The sequence below is a fragment of the Kutzneria kofuensis genome (assembly GCF_014203355.1).
In the GTDB taxonomy this organism is placed as follows: Bacteria; Actinomycetota; Actinomycetes; order Mycobacteriales; family Pseudonocardiaceae; genus Kutzneria; species Kutzneria kofuensis.
Genome location: NZ_JACHIR010000001.1, coordinates 1,968,330 through 1,984,741, shown reverse-complemented (window position 1 = coordinate 1,984,741; position 16,412 = coordinate 1,968,330). Strand labels below are relative to the sequence as shown.

Annotated in this window: 12 protein-coding genes and 2 pseudogenes; 12 read left to right on the top strand and 2 right to left on the bottom strand. The window is 65.7% G+C overall.

The window, feature by feature from the left end; genetic code table 11:
* Window positions 1-502: 502 nt before the first annotated feature.
* Together BJ998_RS08960 and BJ998_RS08955 are read left to right on the top strand one after the other, a co-directional pair.
* The gene (locus BJ998_RS08960) at window positions 503-1,147 is read left to right on the top strand and encodes an A24 family peptidase (protein WP_184860196.1); all 645 of its coding nucleotides are present in this window, start codon (window positions 503-505) and stop codon (window positions 1,145-1,147) included.
* 213 nt (window positions 1,148-1,360) lie between these two features.
* Window positions 1,361-1,987 (top strand): NUDIX hydrolase, encoded by a 627-nt coding sequence (locus BJ998_RS08955; RefSeq protein ID WP_184860194.1) that lies wholly within the window; start codon window positions 1,361-1,363, stop codon window positions 1,985-1,987.
* On the opposite strand, the gene BJ998_RS08950 is transcribed toward BJ998_RS08955, so the two are convergent.
* Together BJ998_RS08950 and BJ998_RS08945 are read right to left on the bottom strand one after the other, a co-directional pair.
* Window positions 1,984-3,342 carry an NsdA family TPR-like regulatory protein gene (locus BJ998_RS08950; RefSeq protein ID WP_184860192.1) on the bottom strand — a complete coding sequence of 453 codons (1,359 nt, stop codon included), beginning with the start codon at window positions 3,340-3,342 and terminating at the stop codon, window positions 1,984-1,986. The two genes, BJ998_RS08955 and BJ998_RS08950, sit on opposite strands and share 4 nt — an antisense overlap.
* A gap of 581 nt (window positions 3,343-3,923) precedes the next feature.
* A complete protein-coding gene (locus BJ998_RS08945; protein ID WP_184860190.1) occupies window positions 3,924-4,094 on the bottom strand; it encodes a hypothetical protein in 171 nt (56 codons plus the stop codon).
* Window positions 4,095-4,477: 383 nt separating this feature from the next.
* Here BJ998_RS08945 and BJ998_RS08940 point away from each other — a divergent pair, with 383 nt between their 5' ends.
* From BJ998_RS08940 to BJ998_RS08905, 10 genes and pseudogenes are all read left to right on the top strand, one after another.
* Window positions 4,478-5,320 carry an SAM-dependent methyltransferase gene (locus tag BJ998_RS08940; protein WP_312890005.1) on the top strand — a complete coding sequence of 281 codons (843 nt, stop codon included), beginning with the start codon at window positions 4,478-4,480 and terminating at the stop codon, window positions 5,318-5,320.
* A 22-nt stretch (window positions 5,321-5,342) separates the two neighbouring features.
* Window positions 5,343-6,413, top strand: coding sequence for a hypothetical protein (locus BJ998_RS08935; RefSeq protein WP_184860188.1), 1,071 nt, complete (start codon window positions 5,343-5,345; stop codon window positions 6,411-6,413).
* A pseudogene (locus BJ998_RS49525) lies at window positions 6,410-6,823 on the top strand (inositol monophosphatase family protein); the annotation flags it as partial. The gene BJ998_RS08935 and the pseudogene BJ998_RS49525, both read left to right, overlap by 4 nt.
* Before the next feature lie 122 nt (window positions 6,824-6,945).
* Window positions 6,946-7,137, top strand: a pseudogene (locus BJ998_RS49520) (inositol monophosphatase family protein); the annotation flags it as partial.
* A 105-nt stretch (window positions 7,138-7,242) separates the two neighbouring features.
* Window positions 7,243-7,629, top strand: coding sequence for a hypothetical protein (locus BJ998_RS46510; RefSeq protein WP_221337931.1), 387 nt, complete (start codon window positions 7,243-7,245; stop codon window positions 7,627-7,629).
* A 510-nt stretch (window positions 7,630-8,139) separates the two neighbouring features.
* A complete protein-coding gene (gene fxlM / locus BJ998_RS08925) occupies window positions 8,140-9,435 on the top strand; it encodes a methyltransferase, FxLD system (RefSeq protein WP_184860187.1) in 1,296 nt (431 codons plus the stop codon).
* A gap of 15 nt (window positions 9,436-9,450) precedes the next feature.
* On the top strand, window positions 9,451-9,654 hold the full coding sequence (locus BJ998_RS49515) for an FxLD family lanthipeptide (RefSeq protein WP_184860185.1): 204 nt from the start codon (window positions 9,451-9,453) through the stop codon (window positions 9,652-9,654).
* A gap of 85 nt (window positions 9,655-9,739) precedes the next feature.
* Window positions 9,740-12,832 (top strand): lantibiotic dehydratase, encoded by a 3,093-nt coding sequence (locus BJ998_RS08915; protein WP_221337930.1) that lies wholly within the window; start codon window positions 9,740-9,742, stop codon window positions 12,830-12,832.
* Window positions 12,829-14,070 (top strand): lanthionine synthetase C family protein, encoded by a 1,242-nt coding sequence (locus BJ998_RS08910; protein ID WP_312890004.1) that lies wholly within the window; start codon window positions 12,829-12,831, stop codon window positions 14,068-14,070. Before BJ998_RS08915 ends, BJ998_RS08910 begins: the two co-directional genes overlap by 4 nt.
* Window positions 14,052-16,322 carry a thiopeptide-type bacteriocin biosynthesis protein gene (locus BJ998_RS08905; RefSeq protein WP_221337929.1) on the top strand — a complete coding sequence of 757 codons (2,271 nt, stop codon included), beginning with the start codon at window positions 14,052-14,054 and terminating at the stop codon, window positions 16,320-16,322. Before BJ998_RS08910 ends, BJ998_RS08905 begins: the two co-directional genes overlap by 19 nt.
* Window positions 16,323-16,412 lie beyond the last annotated feature (90 nt).

Below are 16,412 nucleotides of genomic sequence, written 5' to 3'. Positions count from 1 at the left end.
CATTCCCGTATACGCAGCCGTCGCCTGCTGGCGGGCGCTGTCCGCGGGCGAGAGCGGCGAGGGGGTCGTGCTTGTCGGCTTCGTCGTACCCGTCGCAAGCCCAGGCTCCGACGAAGTAGTCGGGCTGCACGCCGCAGCGGTCAGCATCGTGAGCCCGATGAGGACCAGGCTCGCCCGGCGTCGACCATTGCCCCCGTGTAGGTTCCCCCTGATCACATACACCCCCTGAAACCCAACGAAATAGTCCTTTCGATCTACTGTCCTACAACTCACGTCTACCTGGCGGCCCCCTGGGGACTGCAACGTCCCTATGCGGGGACACAAGTGTCGGAACAGCGAAAACGCTCAAATGTTCACCTGAACGGGTGAACCGTGGCGTGTCCAAATGTCAGCGTGTAGTAGCTTCGGTGCTCCGGACAGCTGCAACCGGGGGCTACAGGGTGTATGCAACAAAGAGCGCTGTCGTTCTCCCGAACTTCGCGGTAAACGGACAAGCACCGCCATGAACACGACCTGGATCGCGTGCTGGAGTTTGATGGGGATCGCCGCTGCCGGTTGCCTTCGATTGGTCATCCAGCGGTTTGCGCTGCTTCCCGCAGGGATGTCGCGGCTCGCGCCGCCTGCCATCCTTGAAGTCGTCACCGCGGTCCTGTTCGCAGCTCTGGCTTTGCGCATCGGTGCCGAGTTCGTGCTGGTCGCCTACTCCTGGCTGGCAGCGGCCGGCGTAGTGCTCGCCACGATCGATTGCGTTGCCGGCGAACTACCTACCAGGCTGGTCTGGTCAAGCGGCATCGTTCTTGTCACCCTCTTGGGCCTCTCCGCCATCGTCGGGTTTACGATGTGGCCGCTCGTTCGCGCTGTTCTCGGCACACTCGTCGCGCTTGCCTTTTACGGGGCGCTCTACGTCCTCCTGCCAGGTCAACTCGGCGGCGGCGACCTTCGACTGGGCACACTACTGGGCTTCGCCCTCAGCTGGTCTGGTTGGCCAACGCTTCTGGGCGGAACGCTGGGCGGCTGGCTTGTCGCAGCCCTGGCGCTTGCCGTACTCCGCCTGAGCGGACGACACCAGGTCGGCCAGCGCGTTCGATTGGGTCCGTTTCTCATCGCTGGCGCACTTGTAATGGTTCTGGTCCACCCCACCAGTTGAGCCCATGCTGAAAAAGTCGCCTCCGGCCGCCCGTGCGACGTCCGCACAGAAGGTCGTCAGCGGACGATCCCGGCATGGCTAATGGTGGCCGATGTGCCAGGCGTTGACCGCATCACCTCGGACACGCGCCGATCCTGTTCCCGCAAGACGTCTTCGACGCAGTGCGTGGCTCTATCTGTACCCAGAGGCTGCCGCCTGAGGTAACTTTCGGGCGTGCCGACTTCCAGCGACCAGCCGAAGACCACCCCCACAACGGCCAGCGTCCCACCCAAGCACACCACCCCCGACCACGGTGAAGACGCAACGCTTTGGACCATCCACGAGGAGCGGCTGGTCGACGACACTCGCAAGCTCAGGCTGAGTGTCGCCAGCGTCGAACTGCCCGACGGGGTCAAGTTCGAGCAGTGGGTACTCAGGATGCCCAAGGCCGCCATGACAGTGGTCCTCAACGATGCCGGCGACCATGTCCTGATGATCTGGCGTCATCGCTGGATCATGAATCAGTGGACCTACGAGCTGCCCGGCGGCTATGTCGACCCCGCTGAAGACACCGAGCAGGCCGCTGCGCGCGAAGTCGAGGAAGAGACGGGGTGGCGTCCCCGCAGCATCACGTACCTGTCGCGTTTCCAGCCGCTCACCGGCAGCGCCGACTTTGAGAACCTCTTGTACATCAGCGAGGGGGCCGAGGACACCGGTGCGAGCGCCGACATCAACGAAGCCGCTCGCGTCGAGTGGGTCCCGCTCGCAGAGGTGCCCCGCTTGATCGCTGACAACAAGATCATCGGTGCGGCCGCTCAGGTCGCACTCTGGCAGGTCCTTGCGACTCGTGTCAGTCGCTAGCTCTGTTGTGGGTTGACGGAGATTCCCGCCGTGCGCATCCGGTCCAACGCCATCGCCGCCCCCGGATGCGCACGGTGCGGGGCAAGACGCGCAGCCACGCTAGTCAGATAGGACACGGAGCGGGCCGACGCCAGGTCTGCCGCCAACCCCACAGCCTTGACCGCCAAGTCAGCGGCTTCATCGATCTTTCCTTGTGCTGCAAGAATATTCGCAAGCAACGACAAGTTGAACATTTTTCCACGGTCGTAGCCGTCGGCCATGGCAAGGGAGTCTCGTGCAGCTCGCTCGGCCTGCTCGAAGTCTCCCAGCACTGCAAGCACATGCCCAGTCTTGGCCGCCAGATAAGCGCGGTCGAAGTATGCGAGCCAGCTTGGTCGCTCAGCATCTTCGCTAGCGCTGAACGTGGTTTCTGCGTCCGTTAGCGCCGCCAGGCTCGCCGGCCGGTCGCGGTTGACCGCGTAGGCGTGCGCCGCCATCGCTGAGGCTTCCGCTACCAGCACGCCGACTCCGGAGCGGCGTGCGCTGTCACGTGCGGAGACGGCCAGGTCGATCGCGAGCGCCCCCGACCAGGCGTGCGCTGCCTGATGAGCCATGCCGGCAAGCATCTCCGCCGACAAGGCCACGTCACCTGCCGCCATGGCGAGCTTGTGCGCTTGTCGCAAATGGCGTCCCCCCGAATCGCGATCGCCCACGTCGTACGAGGACCAGCCAGCCAGGTGTGATAGTCCCGCAGCCGCAACGAAGAGCTGATCCTTGACGCCCCGTTGTGGACAATCAGCCCGCAGCCATCCGCCGACCGAGGAGGCGAGGAAGTCCACCACCAGGGAGCGCATTCGGCCGCCACCATGTCGGTTGTCGATCGCCCGATACGTCTCGGTCATCTCCCGGATGATCTCTACTTCGACAAGGCCCACCCGATCCGGCACCGATGCCACAACGGTCCCTGCGGACTCCCCGGCGAACCATCCGAATCCGGGCGAGGCGCCGGGGACTGCCGGCGCCGCAGAGAACGGCAGCGGGGAGCCTGGTCCCGCAGGGCTCCGATGAACGCGGCGCGTCCGCTCCGGCAGATCAAACCACAGCAGCTCTTGAGGCATGTGCAGAAGCTCAGCCCACGCGATCAGCCGATCCAAATGCTGTTCTGGCGGTCCAGCCTCGGTGCGGGACACATGCGCTTGGGCCATACACGCCCACCGCGCCACCAGTGACTGACTAATGCCGGCTGAGCCGTAGACGCCACGCCATCGTGGATCAGTCCGGTAGGCGCGAATCACGACGCCGATATGACGGCTGGCGAACGCCTCCCCGTAGCGCTCCAGCACCCACCACTCTGGGGGCAGCACCGGAGGAGCCATCAGCCGCTCCCGACGCACTCGCGCACACGGCCCACACACTTGGGCGGTGTTGTCAGTCGCGAGGATGGCGGCGCAATCGGCGCACAGCCGCACTCGTACCTGCGGCCCACAGGGCCTGGTGTGTGCGTCCTCGTCCATGCCGCCCCCAAGTTGCGCGCAACGCCAGTGACCAGCCTAAACCCGCCCGCCACCGGTATCGCCGATCGCACCACAACGGAGTAGCCCGTCCGGGTGATGCGCACCGATGCTCACGCACTGCTGACCAGGGCAAAGGCCATAGATATACGAATTGCGGATAGCGCCCACACCAACGTAGACGCCCTCTCGACGCTCGCTGGCCACCAGAGTCGAGACCACATGCACCAGCACCTGGGATGTCTCCTTACGTGAAGGTCTCGTTCCGTCCCTCGGCCCGGCCGCGGAGAACAGGGCGCTGCCATCCCGATGCCTGGTGCGCCCCATTTCCGAGCGGCACCAGGCGGTGACATGACCACCCACCCGAGGACCTCTCCCTCTACGACCAAACGGCCGGCCGGAGTGCGGATGCATACAAGGCCGCCTACAGGCGGTGCGGACTAATGTCACGCTACGCACCGCCGGAGCGCCGGCATGCCTTGCTCGACGAGCTCACAGGCTTGGTTCGTCAACTCCAAGACGCCGAAGACCCAGAGCTGTTTGCGTTTGGCGCTAATGACGCGCATGGCCTCGTACTCCGACTTGTCGGCGTCGTTTTCGAACTCGTCCGACGCCACCCCGTCGATGACAGTGGCCGATGCCGTCAATGCCGACGGAACCGTTCTGGCTGTCGCCGATGGTTGCGTTGGCCGACCCGGAAGGCGCCCTGTCTGGTCCTCAGCGTTGCCTCGTTCTACTCGACGGTCCCGATCGAGCACGTGTGGCTCCAACTCCTGGCTCACATCGGGACCAATCGCGAGCTTCATGAAATCCGTGCCTGGCTTGCAAACCGCTCCGCCACCGCCGCGCCCGAACCGATCTGGCCGGCGGTCGACGAAGAGGCGCTCCCCTGTCTGACTGAGCCGGTACCCACGATCCCTATGCGGGGCCCGGAATCTCCTTCCGGGCGGCACGTCCTGACTGCCTGACCACAGATCCGTTTCCGACAAGGAGTTCCACCGTGGGCATCGCCGACGGCCACGACAACGACGACTGGACCCGTAACTCCGACTGGCGTCCCTCCGATGTGGACACGGAGCGGGCCAGTGCCGCGCGGATGTACGACTACTACCTCGGCGGGTTCCACAACTTCGAGGTCGACCGGGAAAAGGCCAAGGAAGTCCTCGCCGTCCTGCCCGAGGCCCGCACTTTCGCCCGAAACAACCGCGCCTTCCTCCGGCGGGTCGTCCAGTACGGCGTCGAGCACGGCATCCGCCAGTTTCTCGACCTCGGCTCCGGCCTCCCGACAGTGGGCAACGTGCACGAGATCGCCCAAGCCCTCGTACCCGACGCCCACGTCGTCTATGTCGATAACGAACCCGTCGCCGTCGCCCACAGCCTTGACATCCTCACAGGCAACCCGTACGCGACCTGCATCCAGGAAGACATCACCGACCCCGACCGAGTGTTGCACCATCCCGAGTCGCAGCGGCTGCTGAACTTCTCCCAGCCGATGATGGTGCTGCTGTGCGCCGTGCTGCACTTCGTGCCTGACGACCAGCAGCCCGCGCGCATCGTGGAGGCCTACTCCGGCGCCTTGGCCTCGGGCAGCTACCTCGCGCTGTCCCACGCCACCGCCAGCGACTACCCCGACCGACTGGCCGACGTCGTCGGGATCTACCAGCACACCCAGAACCAGGCTCACCTGCGCTCGCGCGCAGAGATCACCGCCATGGTCGCCAGCTTCGAACACCTGGTCTGGCCCGGCGTCGTCTACACCCCGCAGTGGCGGCCCGAGCACTGGGCCGACGTCGGCGATCCCGCCAAGTCGCTCGCCTTCGCCGCGCTCGCTCACCATCCCTGATCACTGCTAGGAGCACGACGTCATGCCCCACCGTCTTTCGCTGGTCCGCCGCGCTGCCAACCTGCGCCGCAGCTACACCGGTGAAACCGATTCGACCCTGTTGCCGATCATCACGCAGGGACTCGGGAGGCTCACCGCGGACGAGCGGGGAAGCATCGCCGAGGTGCTTGATCACGGCTATGAGACCAGGTTGCTCGGCGAGAACCCCTTCCCCGCAGTGGATCAGCGGTTCCGTGACGTGCTGTTGGCCGACGCCACCGACGCCGTGCAGCAGCAGTTGGAGGCCGGGATCCTGTTCGCGCTGGGTCAGATCGCGCCCTACCACTGGCCGGAGACGGAGGTGGTGGCGCCGATGCCGGTCTGTCGGATCGTTCGCCCCGTCCGGGGTGCCGGGGAGACGATTCTGCACCTGAACGCGGGGATACTGGCGCCGATGATGGCCGTCCTGGTTCCCCGCGTCGTGAACGGCCAGGTGCATGGGCTCGCTGGCCTTCGCGCGACGTTGCATCGTCGCCACGTCCAACTCCACCTTGCCGACGGGGGTTCGACCTCGACGGTGGCGCTGTCGGGCAAGAGTTTTCGCCAATGGGCGGCCGCGCTCGCCTTCGCCGAGCAGGTGATCGGTCCCGAGCAGCCGCCCGTACTCGACGGCCGTCTGACCACAGCGGAGCTGGACGTGATCCGCGCCGGCCGGGTACCCGGCCCCGTAGCGCTGGCCAGCGCGCTGCTGCGCCGTCTGCGCGTCCTGGGCGACACATTCTGGCTGACCGTCCGCACCGACGGCCCCGACGGCATACGCGTGGACTGGGCCGGTGGAAGTTCCGCGGCGCAGGTCGCCGCCGCGCTCGTGCATCCCTTGACCGGTCTTGCCGGGGAGCGGTTCTACGTGACCCGGGTGGCCGACGGTTCCGTCACGATCATCGTGACCGGCACATCCGGCGAGCCGACAGCGAAGCTCGCGCTGCACCAGTCACCGCTGACCGCGACACCGCCCTTCACCCGAGTTGATGTATCTACCGCGTGGGCCGAGTTCAGACGCGTCATGGAGGCACCCAACCCCACGCATCTCGACAGGGTGCTGGCGACGCGATGACCGCGATCGGGATCTCGATGAGCACGTTCGACACAGCACGCCTGCTTGCCGTTGCGCACGGCGCTATGGACAAGGCAATCAACCTCCTGATGCGCAAACAAACCGGCGAGGTTCAGGCCAAGGGTGATCGCGATCTGGTGACCGAGGTCGAGTTGGCCATCGAACGCCTCGTACGAGATCACCTCCGGGAGCACACGCCGGACGTCGGCTTCATCGGTGAGGAAACCGGGGCAACCGGCAACCTGGACGTGTATTGGGTCCTCGATCCTGTTGACGGGACTGTCAACTTCGTCCACGGGATTCCGTTGTGCGCGGTGGCTCTCGGACTTGTCCACGCTGATCAACCCCTTCTCGGCGTCATTGACACGCCCTTCCTCCGCCACCGGTACTGGGCAACGCGAGGGCACGGGGCATTCCGAGACGGCGACCCTATAGCCGTGTCACGCGCGAGAGCCTTGGAGGACTCAGTGATCTCGTTCAGTGACTACGGCGCAGGAGAGGAGGTACAGTTCGCACCAGAGTCGCCGCCAGGCTGGACCAAGCGCTTTCACAACGCGCGCAACGGGTTCGGCGAATCGGATCATCGGCGGTCGAGTTGGCCTGGGTTGCCGATGGCACGCTCGATGCCAGCCTCACGCTGGGCAACCGCAGCTGGGACACAGCGGCCGGAGCGATCATTGCTCGCGAGGCGGGCGCGCTCGTCGTTGATGCAGACGGCAGCCAGCACAGCACGAGTTCACGCTGCGCCATCGCGATAGCACCCGGCCTACGGGAAACTCTGCTACCACTTCTGCGCATCGTTCGCGGAACTCGTTACTGGCCGATCTCCGTGACCGAAGGCGAGGCGACCTTGACCGCTCAGCCTGCAGCAGAACGGGTTGCCGGCGCCACCGCGTTCTTGGCAACGATCGGGGTGGGCATCGGTGATGACGACACCGCGGACACGGTTGCCGAGAAGGAGTTCTCCTCGTCGCGCGATGCGCAGACCTGGATTGAACAGGAACTGCCCGTGGCCGAGTTCCCCACTTGGGTGGTTCAACGCCCGCGGGGTGCGGCGGGGGCGTTCCTGTTCGGCGCGGTCCAGCGCGGGCGTTATGAGCCGGAGGCTTGTGGCTGCGTTGTGTGGCAGGCAGAAGAAGGCTCGGCGGATGACGTGGAGGCGTACCTGGTCGAAGGGCAGGTGCGATGGCGCGATGCTCAAGGCATGGCGGTGTGACAGGTGGACGTCCGCGAGGTTCGTGCCGTGATCGTTGCGGCAGACAGCCCACTTGGCCGAGTGAGCCGAGTGGTCGACGACCTGGCGGCACATCTGCCGACGCCGGAGGAGCCGCAGGCGTGCCCGTTGTGCTCGGATCGATCCTGGCCCTGCGAACGATTCGATGATGCCGCGCACCGAGTGCTGGCAGCCGGCTTACGACTCAGCGATCTGGTTCCACTCGACTTGCACGAACGCCTGTGGCCGCCGAAGAGGGCGCGAACGCCACCGGCATCTACCCAGAACCCGGGTGGTTGGTTCGGCCAGGAGGAGCAGGATCGATGACAACGACGAGTCGCCGCGTAGTCGTGCGCAGGCGGCACCCAAGAGACGGAGGCTGTGACAGTCAGTAACACGAGGACGCAGAAGGTTGCTCATCGTGACCTGACCGATACGGTACGGCACCCTGACCTGCACGGGTCAGGGAAGAAGTTTCACCTTCAACCGCAACGAAAATGACGAGGAAGACCTGTGAACGACATAGCTGTACCCCCAGGAGCGAACAGCGACGCTGCCGGGCAGGACCGCGCCGCTGAGCTGCGCAAGCAGATGGTCGACGCCCTCATCACCGAGGGCACCATCGTGTCGGCCCAGGTCGAGGCAGCGATGCGCAAGGTGCCCCGCGAGCTGTTCGCTCCCGGGGTCGACCTGGATGAGGTCTACCAGCTCTACAACGGCGTGGTCACCAAGCGCGACGAGGCGGGGACCTCGGTCAGCTCGGTATCCGCACCACAGGTGCAGGCGCACATGCTGGAGCAGGCGGAGATCACCGAGGGCATGAACGTGCTGGAGATCGGCTCCGGCGGATACAACGCCGCGCTGATCAAGGAGCTCGTCGGCCCCTCCGGACGGGTGACCACGGTCGACATCGACGCGGACATCACGGATCGGGCCAGCCGCTTTCTGGGGGAAGCCGGCTACTCAGACGTCAACGTCGTGCTGGCCGACGCCGAGTTCGGTGTTCCCGAACACCGCCCCTACGACCGCATCCTCGTCACAGTCGGCTCGTGGGACATCCCTCCGGCCTGGGTGGACCAGCTGTCTGAGTCTGGGCGTCTCATCGTTCCTCTGCAGATCAGGGGCCTCTCGCGAACGATCGCGTTCGAGAAGGCGGACGGGTACCTGGTCAGCCGGTCGGCTCGACTGTTCGGCTTCGTACAGATGCAGGGCGCCGGAGCACACCAGGACAAGCTCCTTGTGATGCGCGGGGGTGAAGTCACCGTGCGGATGGACGATGAGATTCCCGCCGACCCGGCTGCGCTGGAAGGCGTGTTCGACATGCCGCGGGTGGAAGTCTGGAGCGGGGCGACTATCGGGCGATTCGAGCCGTGGGCCGACACCCAGATGTGGCTCGCGACCGCCCTGCCCGGCTTCTGCCGGGTGGTCGTGGACAAGAAGCTGAGTACTGGCCTGATCTCCCCACCCGGAAGCCACTCTGCCGCGATGGCCGTGGTTGCTGGCGGAAACCTGGCGTATGTCACGACACGCAGCACGGCGAACGAGAACGACGTGGAGTTCGGTGCCCACGCCTTCGGCCCGGACGCGGAGAAGCTCGCCGAGGAAGTAGCAGAGCAGCTCCGGATCTGGGAGCGCGAGCACCGCGACGGGCCCGGCCCGCAGTTCCGTGTCTACCCGATCGGCACGGCGGACGACCAGATTCCCGACGGCCGTGTGGTCGACAAGAAGCACAGTCGGATCACGATCTCCTGGCCGAATGCGGCAGACGCTGCGGCTGGCCAGGTAGCCCTGCACCAACACAACAAGTAAAGGAGAGTGACCCACATGTTGGAGGTCCTGCCTTCGGGTGGCGCCACAGCGTTGGCAGAGCGACCTGCCGCTGCGAGTGAGGATGAGTTCGCGCTCGACGTCCGGGTGGTCGTGGCCTATGGCCCAGTCATGGGGGACTGTCCGACGGACGACGGATGCGGCAACACCTGCGCCGGCAGCGACAGTTCCTGCAACTCGTTCGCAGACGACCCTTCCTGATCCTCTGGGTGCTGCTGGTGCGCTGCTGCGCACCAGCAGCACCCGGCAGCGATTCCGCCCGCCGCAGAGTCCCAGGAGCCAAGACGTGACATCCAGGTCATCGACGACGTACGTGCATGCCGGCATGGCCGTACTCCGCGCGAGCACCGAGTCGGGCGGGTTGGACCTATCCGAGGCGTCGGAGTTGTTCGATGAGGACCCCGGCAAGAACGGCCCGGCCTGGCTGGCGAAGCAATGGCACAGCAGCGATCTTCGCGAAGCCATCGCATACGCGAGTCCCGCACTGCACCATCAGCTCGACGAGATGCTCGCCTCCGGGAACCATGACGCACAAACGGTTCGCCGAGTCGTCATCGCTCTGGCGTCCTACATCCTTCGGTGGCAGCAGCGCCCCACACCCTTCGGGCTGTTTGCCGGCATCGGCTTGGCGCGAGTCGGTACCACCGCGAAAGTGCGTTGGGGCCTTGACCACCACGTCGTCGTCCGTGCGGATTCGGCATGGCTCGGCGAAATTCTCTTGCGCCTGCACCAGTGCTTGCCCCTCCTGGAAAGGCTGTCAGTGGTCGTCAACGACGCGGCGTTCGTCCGCGGCGATCGATTCGTGGCGCCGGGGTCATCTCCAGACCGGGCCGACCAAGAGCTGGCGCCAGTCGAGGTGTCCGTGAAGTACAGCCGACCGGTCCGTGCAGCCGTCGAAGCAACCCGAACGCCAGTGCGGTTCAGTGTCCTCCGCGAACTTCTCATGGCTGAGTTCCCGTCGGCGACCGCGCAGCAGATCAACGGCATGCTGATGGGCCTGCTCGATCAGAGGATCTTGATCAGTAGCTTGGTGGCGCCGATGACCTGTTCGGACGCGCTCGGGCACGTCTGCGCACAACTGGATGCGGTCGAAGCAGAGACGATCCCTGAGATCGCGACCGCCACGCGGAAACTCAAGGCGGTTCACCACCAGCTTACGGCGCATGGTCGCAGTGTTGTCAGAGACAAGGCGCTCGCCAGCCAGATGCACGCATTGAGTTCTGTCACCGACATGCCGGTGCTCGCCGACACGATCCTGGATTGTGACGTCGAGATTCCCGAGCAAGTCGTTCAGGAGGTACGCGATGCCGTGCGGGTCCTACACCGGCTTTCTCCCCACCCGTTGGGGTATCCCGCGTGGCGCGACTACCACTCCCGCTTCCGTGCCCGCTATGGAATCGGTGCGCTCGTCCCCGTCCTGGACCTGGTTGCCGACAGCGGACTCGGCTTGCCCGCCGACTACCTGGGTTCGTCACGCGGGCGCGCACCAAGCCAGTTGACCGAACGTGACGGAAAGCTGCTCGCGATCATCCAGCGAGCAACACTGAACGGCAGCGATGAGATCGTCCTGACCGATCACCTGATCGAAGATCTTGCGGCAAGCGATCCGGCCGACCTGCACCTGCCGACTCGTGTCGAAATGGCTGTCGAGATCCGCGCCCAGTCCACAGAAGCCTTGTCTCGCGGCCGGTTCACGCTTGCAGTTACCGGAACCCCCAGGCCCGGCAGCAGCATGGCAGGCCGCTATGCACACCTGCTGCCCGCGGAAGGCCGTGACGCAGTCGCCGCTTCCTTCACCGCCGCCGGGCCTCGTGCGATCGCCGCCCAGCTGTCGTTTGCGCCACGCAAGCGACGAAACGAGAACCTGGTCCGCTCCGAACAGTTGGTGCCGCACGTGATTCCGATTGCTGAGTACCGCGAATCAGCCGAGCACCTGATCACGCTGCGAGACCTTGCCGTCAGCGCGGACGACCGCCGCTTCTACCTCGTCCAGATATCCACCGGACGACGGGTGGAGCCGCGTGTGACCCATGCGCTGGAAGCGAGCGTCCAGACTCCGCCGCTGGCCCGCTTCCTCGGCGACATCACAACTGCTCGGGCTTCGGTCTACAAGGCGTTCCACTTCGGGGCCGCAGCCAGGCTCCCGTACCTTCCCCGAGTTCGTTACCGACGGACAATCCTGTCTCCGGCGCGCTGGCTACTGGCTGCTGCCGACTTGCCGGGTCGCGGTGCCACGTTCACCGAGTGGGAGGCCGGCCTGAACGCCTGGCGGCAACAGTGGCGTGTCCCCAACTGGGTTGCCATGGTCGAACTTGACCGCCGACAGCCGGTGGACCTGAGTCACCGGCTACACCGACTTCTCCTACGGAATCGCCTGAACCGCGGCGGCCGGCTCGAACTGCGCGAAGCGTCCGGTCCGGAAGACAACGCTTGGCTCGGCCGACGCCACGAGGTTCTGATCCCGCTGTTTCTTGACCAGTCCTCAGCCGGCCGCGAGCCCGCGCTGGTCAGCGGTCCGCGGCAGGTGGTCGCCGGCAACGCCGGCCACCTGCCGTGCGACTCGCCCATCCTGTGTGCACAGCTCCACGGACACCCAGGACGGTTCGACGAGGTCCTCACCGAACGGCTTGCGAGGCTGGTCCGAGCCTTCGGCGACGAGGACCGCCCCAGCTGGTGGTTCCGCCGCCATCGACAGATGAGCAAACCCGACGCAGACCAGTACCTCGTCCTGTACCTACGCCTGTGCGGCTCATCCGCCTACGGCCTGGCTGCCGAACGCCTTTCCGAGTGGACGAACGACTTGCGCGCCGAGCACTTGTTGTCGCACTTCGCCCTGGCCACCTACGAGCCGCAGGCCGGGCGATTCGGTGAAGGAATGGCATTGGATCGGGCGTACGACGTCTTCGCCGCCGACTCCGCGGCTGCTCTCGCCCAGATCAACTTGGCTGTCCGGACCGGCGCCAACGCCCAAGCTGTAGCCGCTGCCAGCTTTGTCGACCTCGTGGTGAACTTCGCCGGCTCAGTACAGGCCGGCTCGCAGTGGTTGACTTACCAGCTTCGTCGAGAGCACGGGCCGCTGGACCCAGCGCTCCGTGACCATGCCCTGGAACTCGCCGACCCAGATGGCACCTTGGAGACGTTGCGATCCCTACCCGGTGGCACCGACGTAGTGACCGCGTGGCAGAACCGCGCCGCCACCCTCCGCGCATACCGAGAAACTCTTGCCGAACAACGCGATCCGCTGACGGTGTTGCCGTCCCTGCTTCATCTGCACCACAACCGTTCGGTCGGCGTCGATCCGGCGATGGAGCGCACCACAGGCCGGCTCGCGCGGGCATGCGCGCTCCGGCACAACGCTCGCCGCGCGGAGCACCAGTGACGACGGCGACGATCAAACCGACTGGCCTCACCGAGATCGCCGAGCGACACGCGGCCGACGTAGATCTACCCGAACCGCCACCCGACGACGAACCCTGGGCTACGCAATCACTCACCAAGGGCACAGCCGGCATCGCCCTGCTTCACATCGAACGCGCACTGGCCGGGCGCGGTACATGGCGACACGCCCACCGCTGGATCACGGCAGCAGTCGCCGGGCACGTCAGCGCAACCGACACCTCGGGCCTCTACCTGGGAGCCCCGGCTATCACCTTCATGCTGGACAACGCCGCGTCCGGTACCAACGACCGCTACCAAGCCGCACTCGCAGACGTCGACAGGCACGTGGTTGCACTCGCGCACCGACGCGTCGAAGCCGCAATGACTCGCATCCAGGCCGGCAGACTCCCAGGCTTCCGCGAGTACGACGTGTTCTTCGGACTGAGCGGTATCGGCGCGCTGCTCTTGCGTCGCTCACCTGGCAGCACGACGATGGAGCGAGTTCTTGGCTACCTCGTCGCTCTGGCCAAACCTCGGCGGATCAACGACGACGTGCTGCCCGGCTGGTGGGTTGGCCACGACCCTCACCGTCGTGACTCCCCGCCCTTCAAGCACGGGCACAGCAACTTCGGCATGGCGCACGGAATCACCGGGCCGCTTGCCCTGCTCAGTCAGGCGATCCGGCGCGGTGTCTGCGTAGACGGTCAGTACGAGGCCATCGCCACGATCTGTGAATGGCTCGACTCCTGGCGGCAGGACAGCGACGCCGGCCCCTGGTGGCCGGAATGGATCACACTGGCGGAGTTGCGCGTCGGCTATCCCAACCAGCCAGGCCCCGCACGCCCCAGTTGGTGCTACGGCACGCCCGGCATCGCCCGCGCTGGCCAGCTTGCCGGCATCGCAGTCGGTGACGCTAAACGGCAACTGATGTACGAGCAGGCGCTTACCCGCTGTCTCGACGACCCCGTCCAACAAGGACACATCACGGACGGCAGCGTGTGCCACGGCTGGGCGGGCCTGTACCAAACCGTCTGGCGATCCGCACAAGACGCCCAGACCGCTGGGCTCGCCGAACACCTTCCAGGGCTGGCTGCGCGGCTGGGCCACCGAGCCAGTCAGAAGCCGACGACGATCCGCGGATTCCTCGAAGGCACAGCGGGAACCGCTCTTGCCCTGCACACCGCCGTGCGCAACAGCGCGCCAATCTCCGGATGGGACGCATGTCTACTCATCGACTAACGCCACGAACGGCGGGAGCACGAGGAGACGACGCGCCGGAGCACTCGGGCACAGAGCGCGCCATTCTCCAGGTCCTGGGCGGAGCCTCGCTGAACGAGGCAGCCGCAGCCGAGCAAGTCGGACAGGAAGACCTCGTCGAGGCCGTCGAGGTCTATCGCCAAGCCGGGTGGCAGGCGCTCGAACGACAGCAGGCGTCGGGTTGGTGGCAGGTCTACATCCAGTTCGCCGACTGGACCACCTCTGAACAGGTCGCTGCCGACACGATCGTTCCGCTGCTGAGCCAGGCTGAAGAGAACGGTCTCGTCACCAACTGGTGGTTCATGAGGAAACACCCTTGCTGGCGACTACGACTGCATCCTGGTGCAGACGGACAAGCCATGCGGGCGCAACTCGCGGTCGCGTTCGACCAAGCCGCCGCAGACGGCAGAATTGCCCGGTGGTGGCCCGGAATCTACGAAGCGGAGACCGCGGCATTCGGTGGCGAGGAAGGCATGGCGACCGCACACGGACTGTTCTGCGAGGACAGCCGCGCCGTCATGCGCCTCATCTGCGATGGCGATGTCGGGCTGGGACGACGCGAACTGTCGGTGTTGCTGTGCGGCACGCTAATGCGCGCCGCTGGCTTGGAATGGTACGAGCAAGGTGATACCTGGCACCGGGTCGCTCAGGAACGCCCCCTGCCCGAGGACGTCCCGCTCGCCAAGCTGACCACCATGGCCAGCGAGCTGAAGCGGGTGCTGGTGGCAGACACGAAGCCGGATGGTCCACTGCTGTCTGCCGATGGCCCGCTGGCGTCCGCGACAGCCTGGGCCGACGCCTTCCGGCAAGCGGGCCATGCACTGGGTGAAGCAGCTCGCGCGGGCACGCTGACGCGCGGTCTCCGCGACGTCCTGAGTTACGCAGTGATCTTCCATTGGAACCGCCTGGGCCTCCCCGCACGGACCCAGAGCATCCTCGCGTGGACCGCACGCACCGCAACCCTGGACCTTCCTGCTCGTACGGCTTCGAACCAGCCAACAGAGCGGCAATCTCCAGAGACCGCAAGGGCGGCAACCTCCGCGAGCCGGACTGCTGAGGACCCGCAGGAGCGCTTCTTGGCGCGGTTTCCGCTCGTGCCTCAACGCCGTTTTCGCTGTCCCGACCTGGAAACCAACGTGCGCAACGTGCGCGAGTGCGCAAACTCCTGCCGTGAACCGGTCACCGCCGAGGAGCGGATCAACCGGGCCTGCACGGTGTGGAACCTCTCCGCACTGATCGCTGCGGACTGCGGGTTGCCTGACCTCGCGGTCGACCTCTGCCACCAGCAGTTCCAGATTTTCCGCGCAGCGTCGCCAATCTCTGGTGTAGCGGCGATTCCCTCGCTCCAGCCCCTGGTGAATCTTGCTCGACTGACCCGCCGGGCTGGCGATCCCGAAGGCGCCTACCGCGAGCTCGAAGCGATCAACCGAGCTGTCCGCGGTGGTGGGAAGGTGATGATCCACGGCGAGCCTATTGACTTCAACGGATTGATCACGGACTGTCCTTCTACTGTGGATCGCTGGCTGCGAGACGTCATGCGCGACGACGGAACCCGCGCGCTCGCTGCAGCCGGCCAGTGGGCAAACGCTGCTACGCACGCAGAGAAGTACGACGAGGCGGATACGCAGCTCCGCGAGGCCCGCCAGACGCGCATCATCGCGCACCTCACCAGCGGTCAAACCGGTACTGCGCTGGACATGATCGACAACACGCTGGCATCAGAAGACTGGGAGCACGCAGTAGCGTCCTGTCTTCGCGGCTACGTGCTCCTACAGAACCAAAGCCTTGGCCCCACCGAGGTCATCGACCTCCTCAACACCGTCCGGCGAGCCTGCGAGGCCACAGACCGTCCCACGACGCTCTTCCGTGCTCGACTCCGGCTGGCTGCTGTCGACCTGGCCCTCGCAGCAGGTTTTCAAGCCCGGGTTCTGTGCACCGAACTCGTCGAGGACGCCGAGCGGTCGGCAGATGCGTTTGTTGCGCGAGAAGTCCTAACGCACGCAGAATGCCGCGCATGGGCGATGCCAGTGCAGCAAACAGGCTTGCACGCACTCGTTGAACAGGCCGGCCTCGGCGCCGGACACATCCCCTGGCCCGTGCTGGCCGAACTCATGGCATCCATCGAGATCGCGAAGTCCGTCTTGACCGAAACGCTGAGCACCATGACAAGCGGCGAGGTTGGCGGTGAGAAAGACTCAGCCGCTCGGGCAGACGCCGTGCTACGACTCCGTTGACGAATCGGATCGAGGACTTGTTGTGCCGCCAATGAGCGCTGAGCTGAAGCTGCCCGGGCCACGGGTCCGCTGTAACCGCCGGCACGTCGA

Coding starts and splice junctions, on each gene's coding strand:
- BJ998_RS08905 (WP_221337929.1), top strand. CDS start 14,052: ATGTCTACTCATCGACTAACGCCACGAACGGCGGGAGCACGAGGAGAC.
- BJ998_RS49515 (WP_184860185.1), top strand. CDS start 9,451: ATGTTGGAGGTCCTGCCTTCGGGTGGCGCCACAGCGTTGGCAGAGCGA.
- BJ998_RS08960 (WP_184860196.1), top strand. CDS start 503: ATGAACACGACCTGGATCGCGTGCTGGAGTTTGATGGGGATCGCCGCT.
- BJ998_RS08935 (WP_184860188.1), top strand. CDS start 5,343: ATGCCCCACCGTCTTTCGCTGGTCCGCCGCGCTGCCAACCTGCGCCGC.
- BJ998_RS08950 (WP_184860192.1), bottom strand. CDS start 3,342: ATGGCTCCTCCGGTGCTGCCCCCAGAGTGGTGGGTGCTGGAGCGCTAC.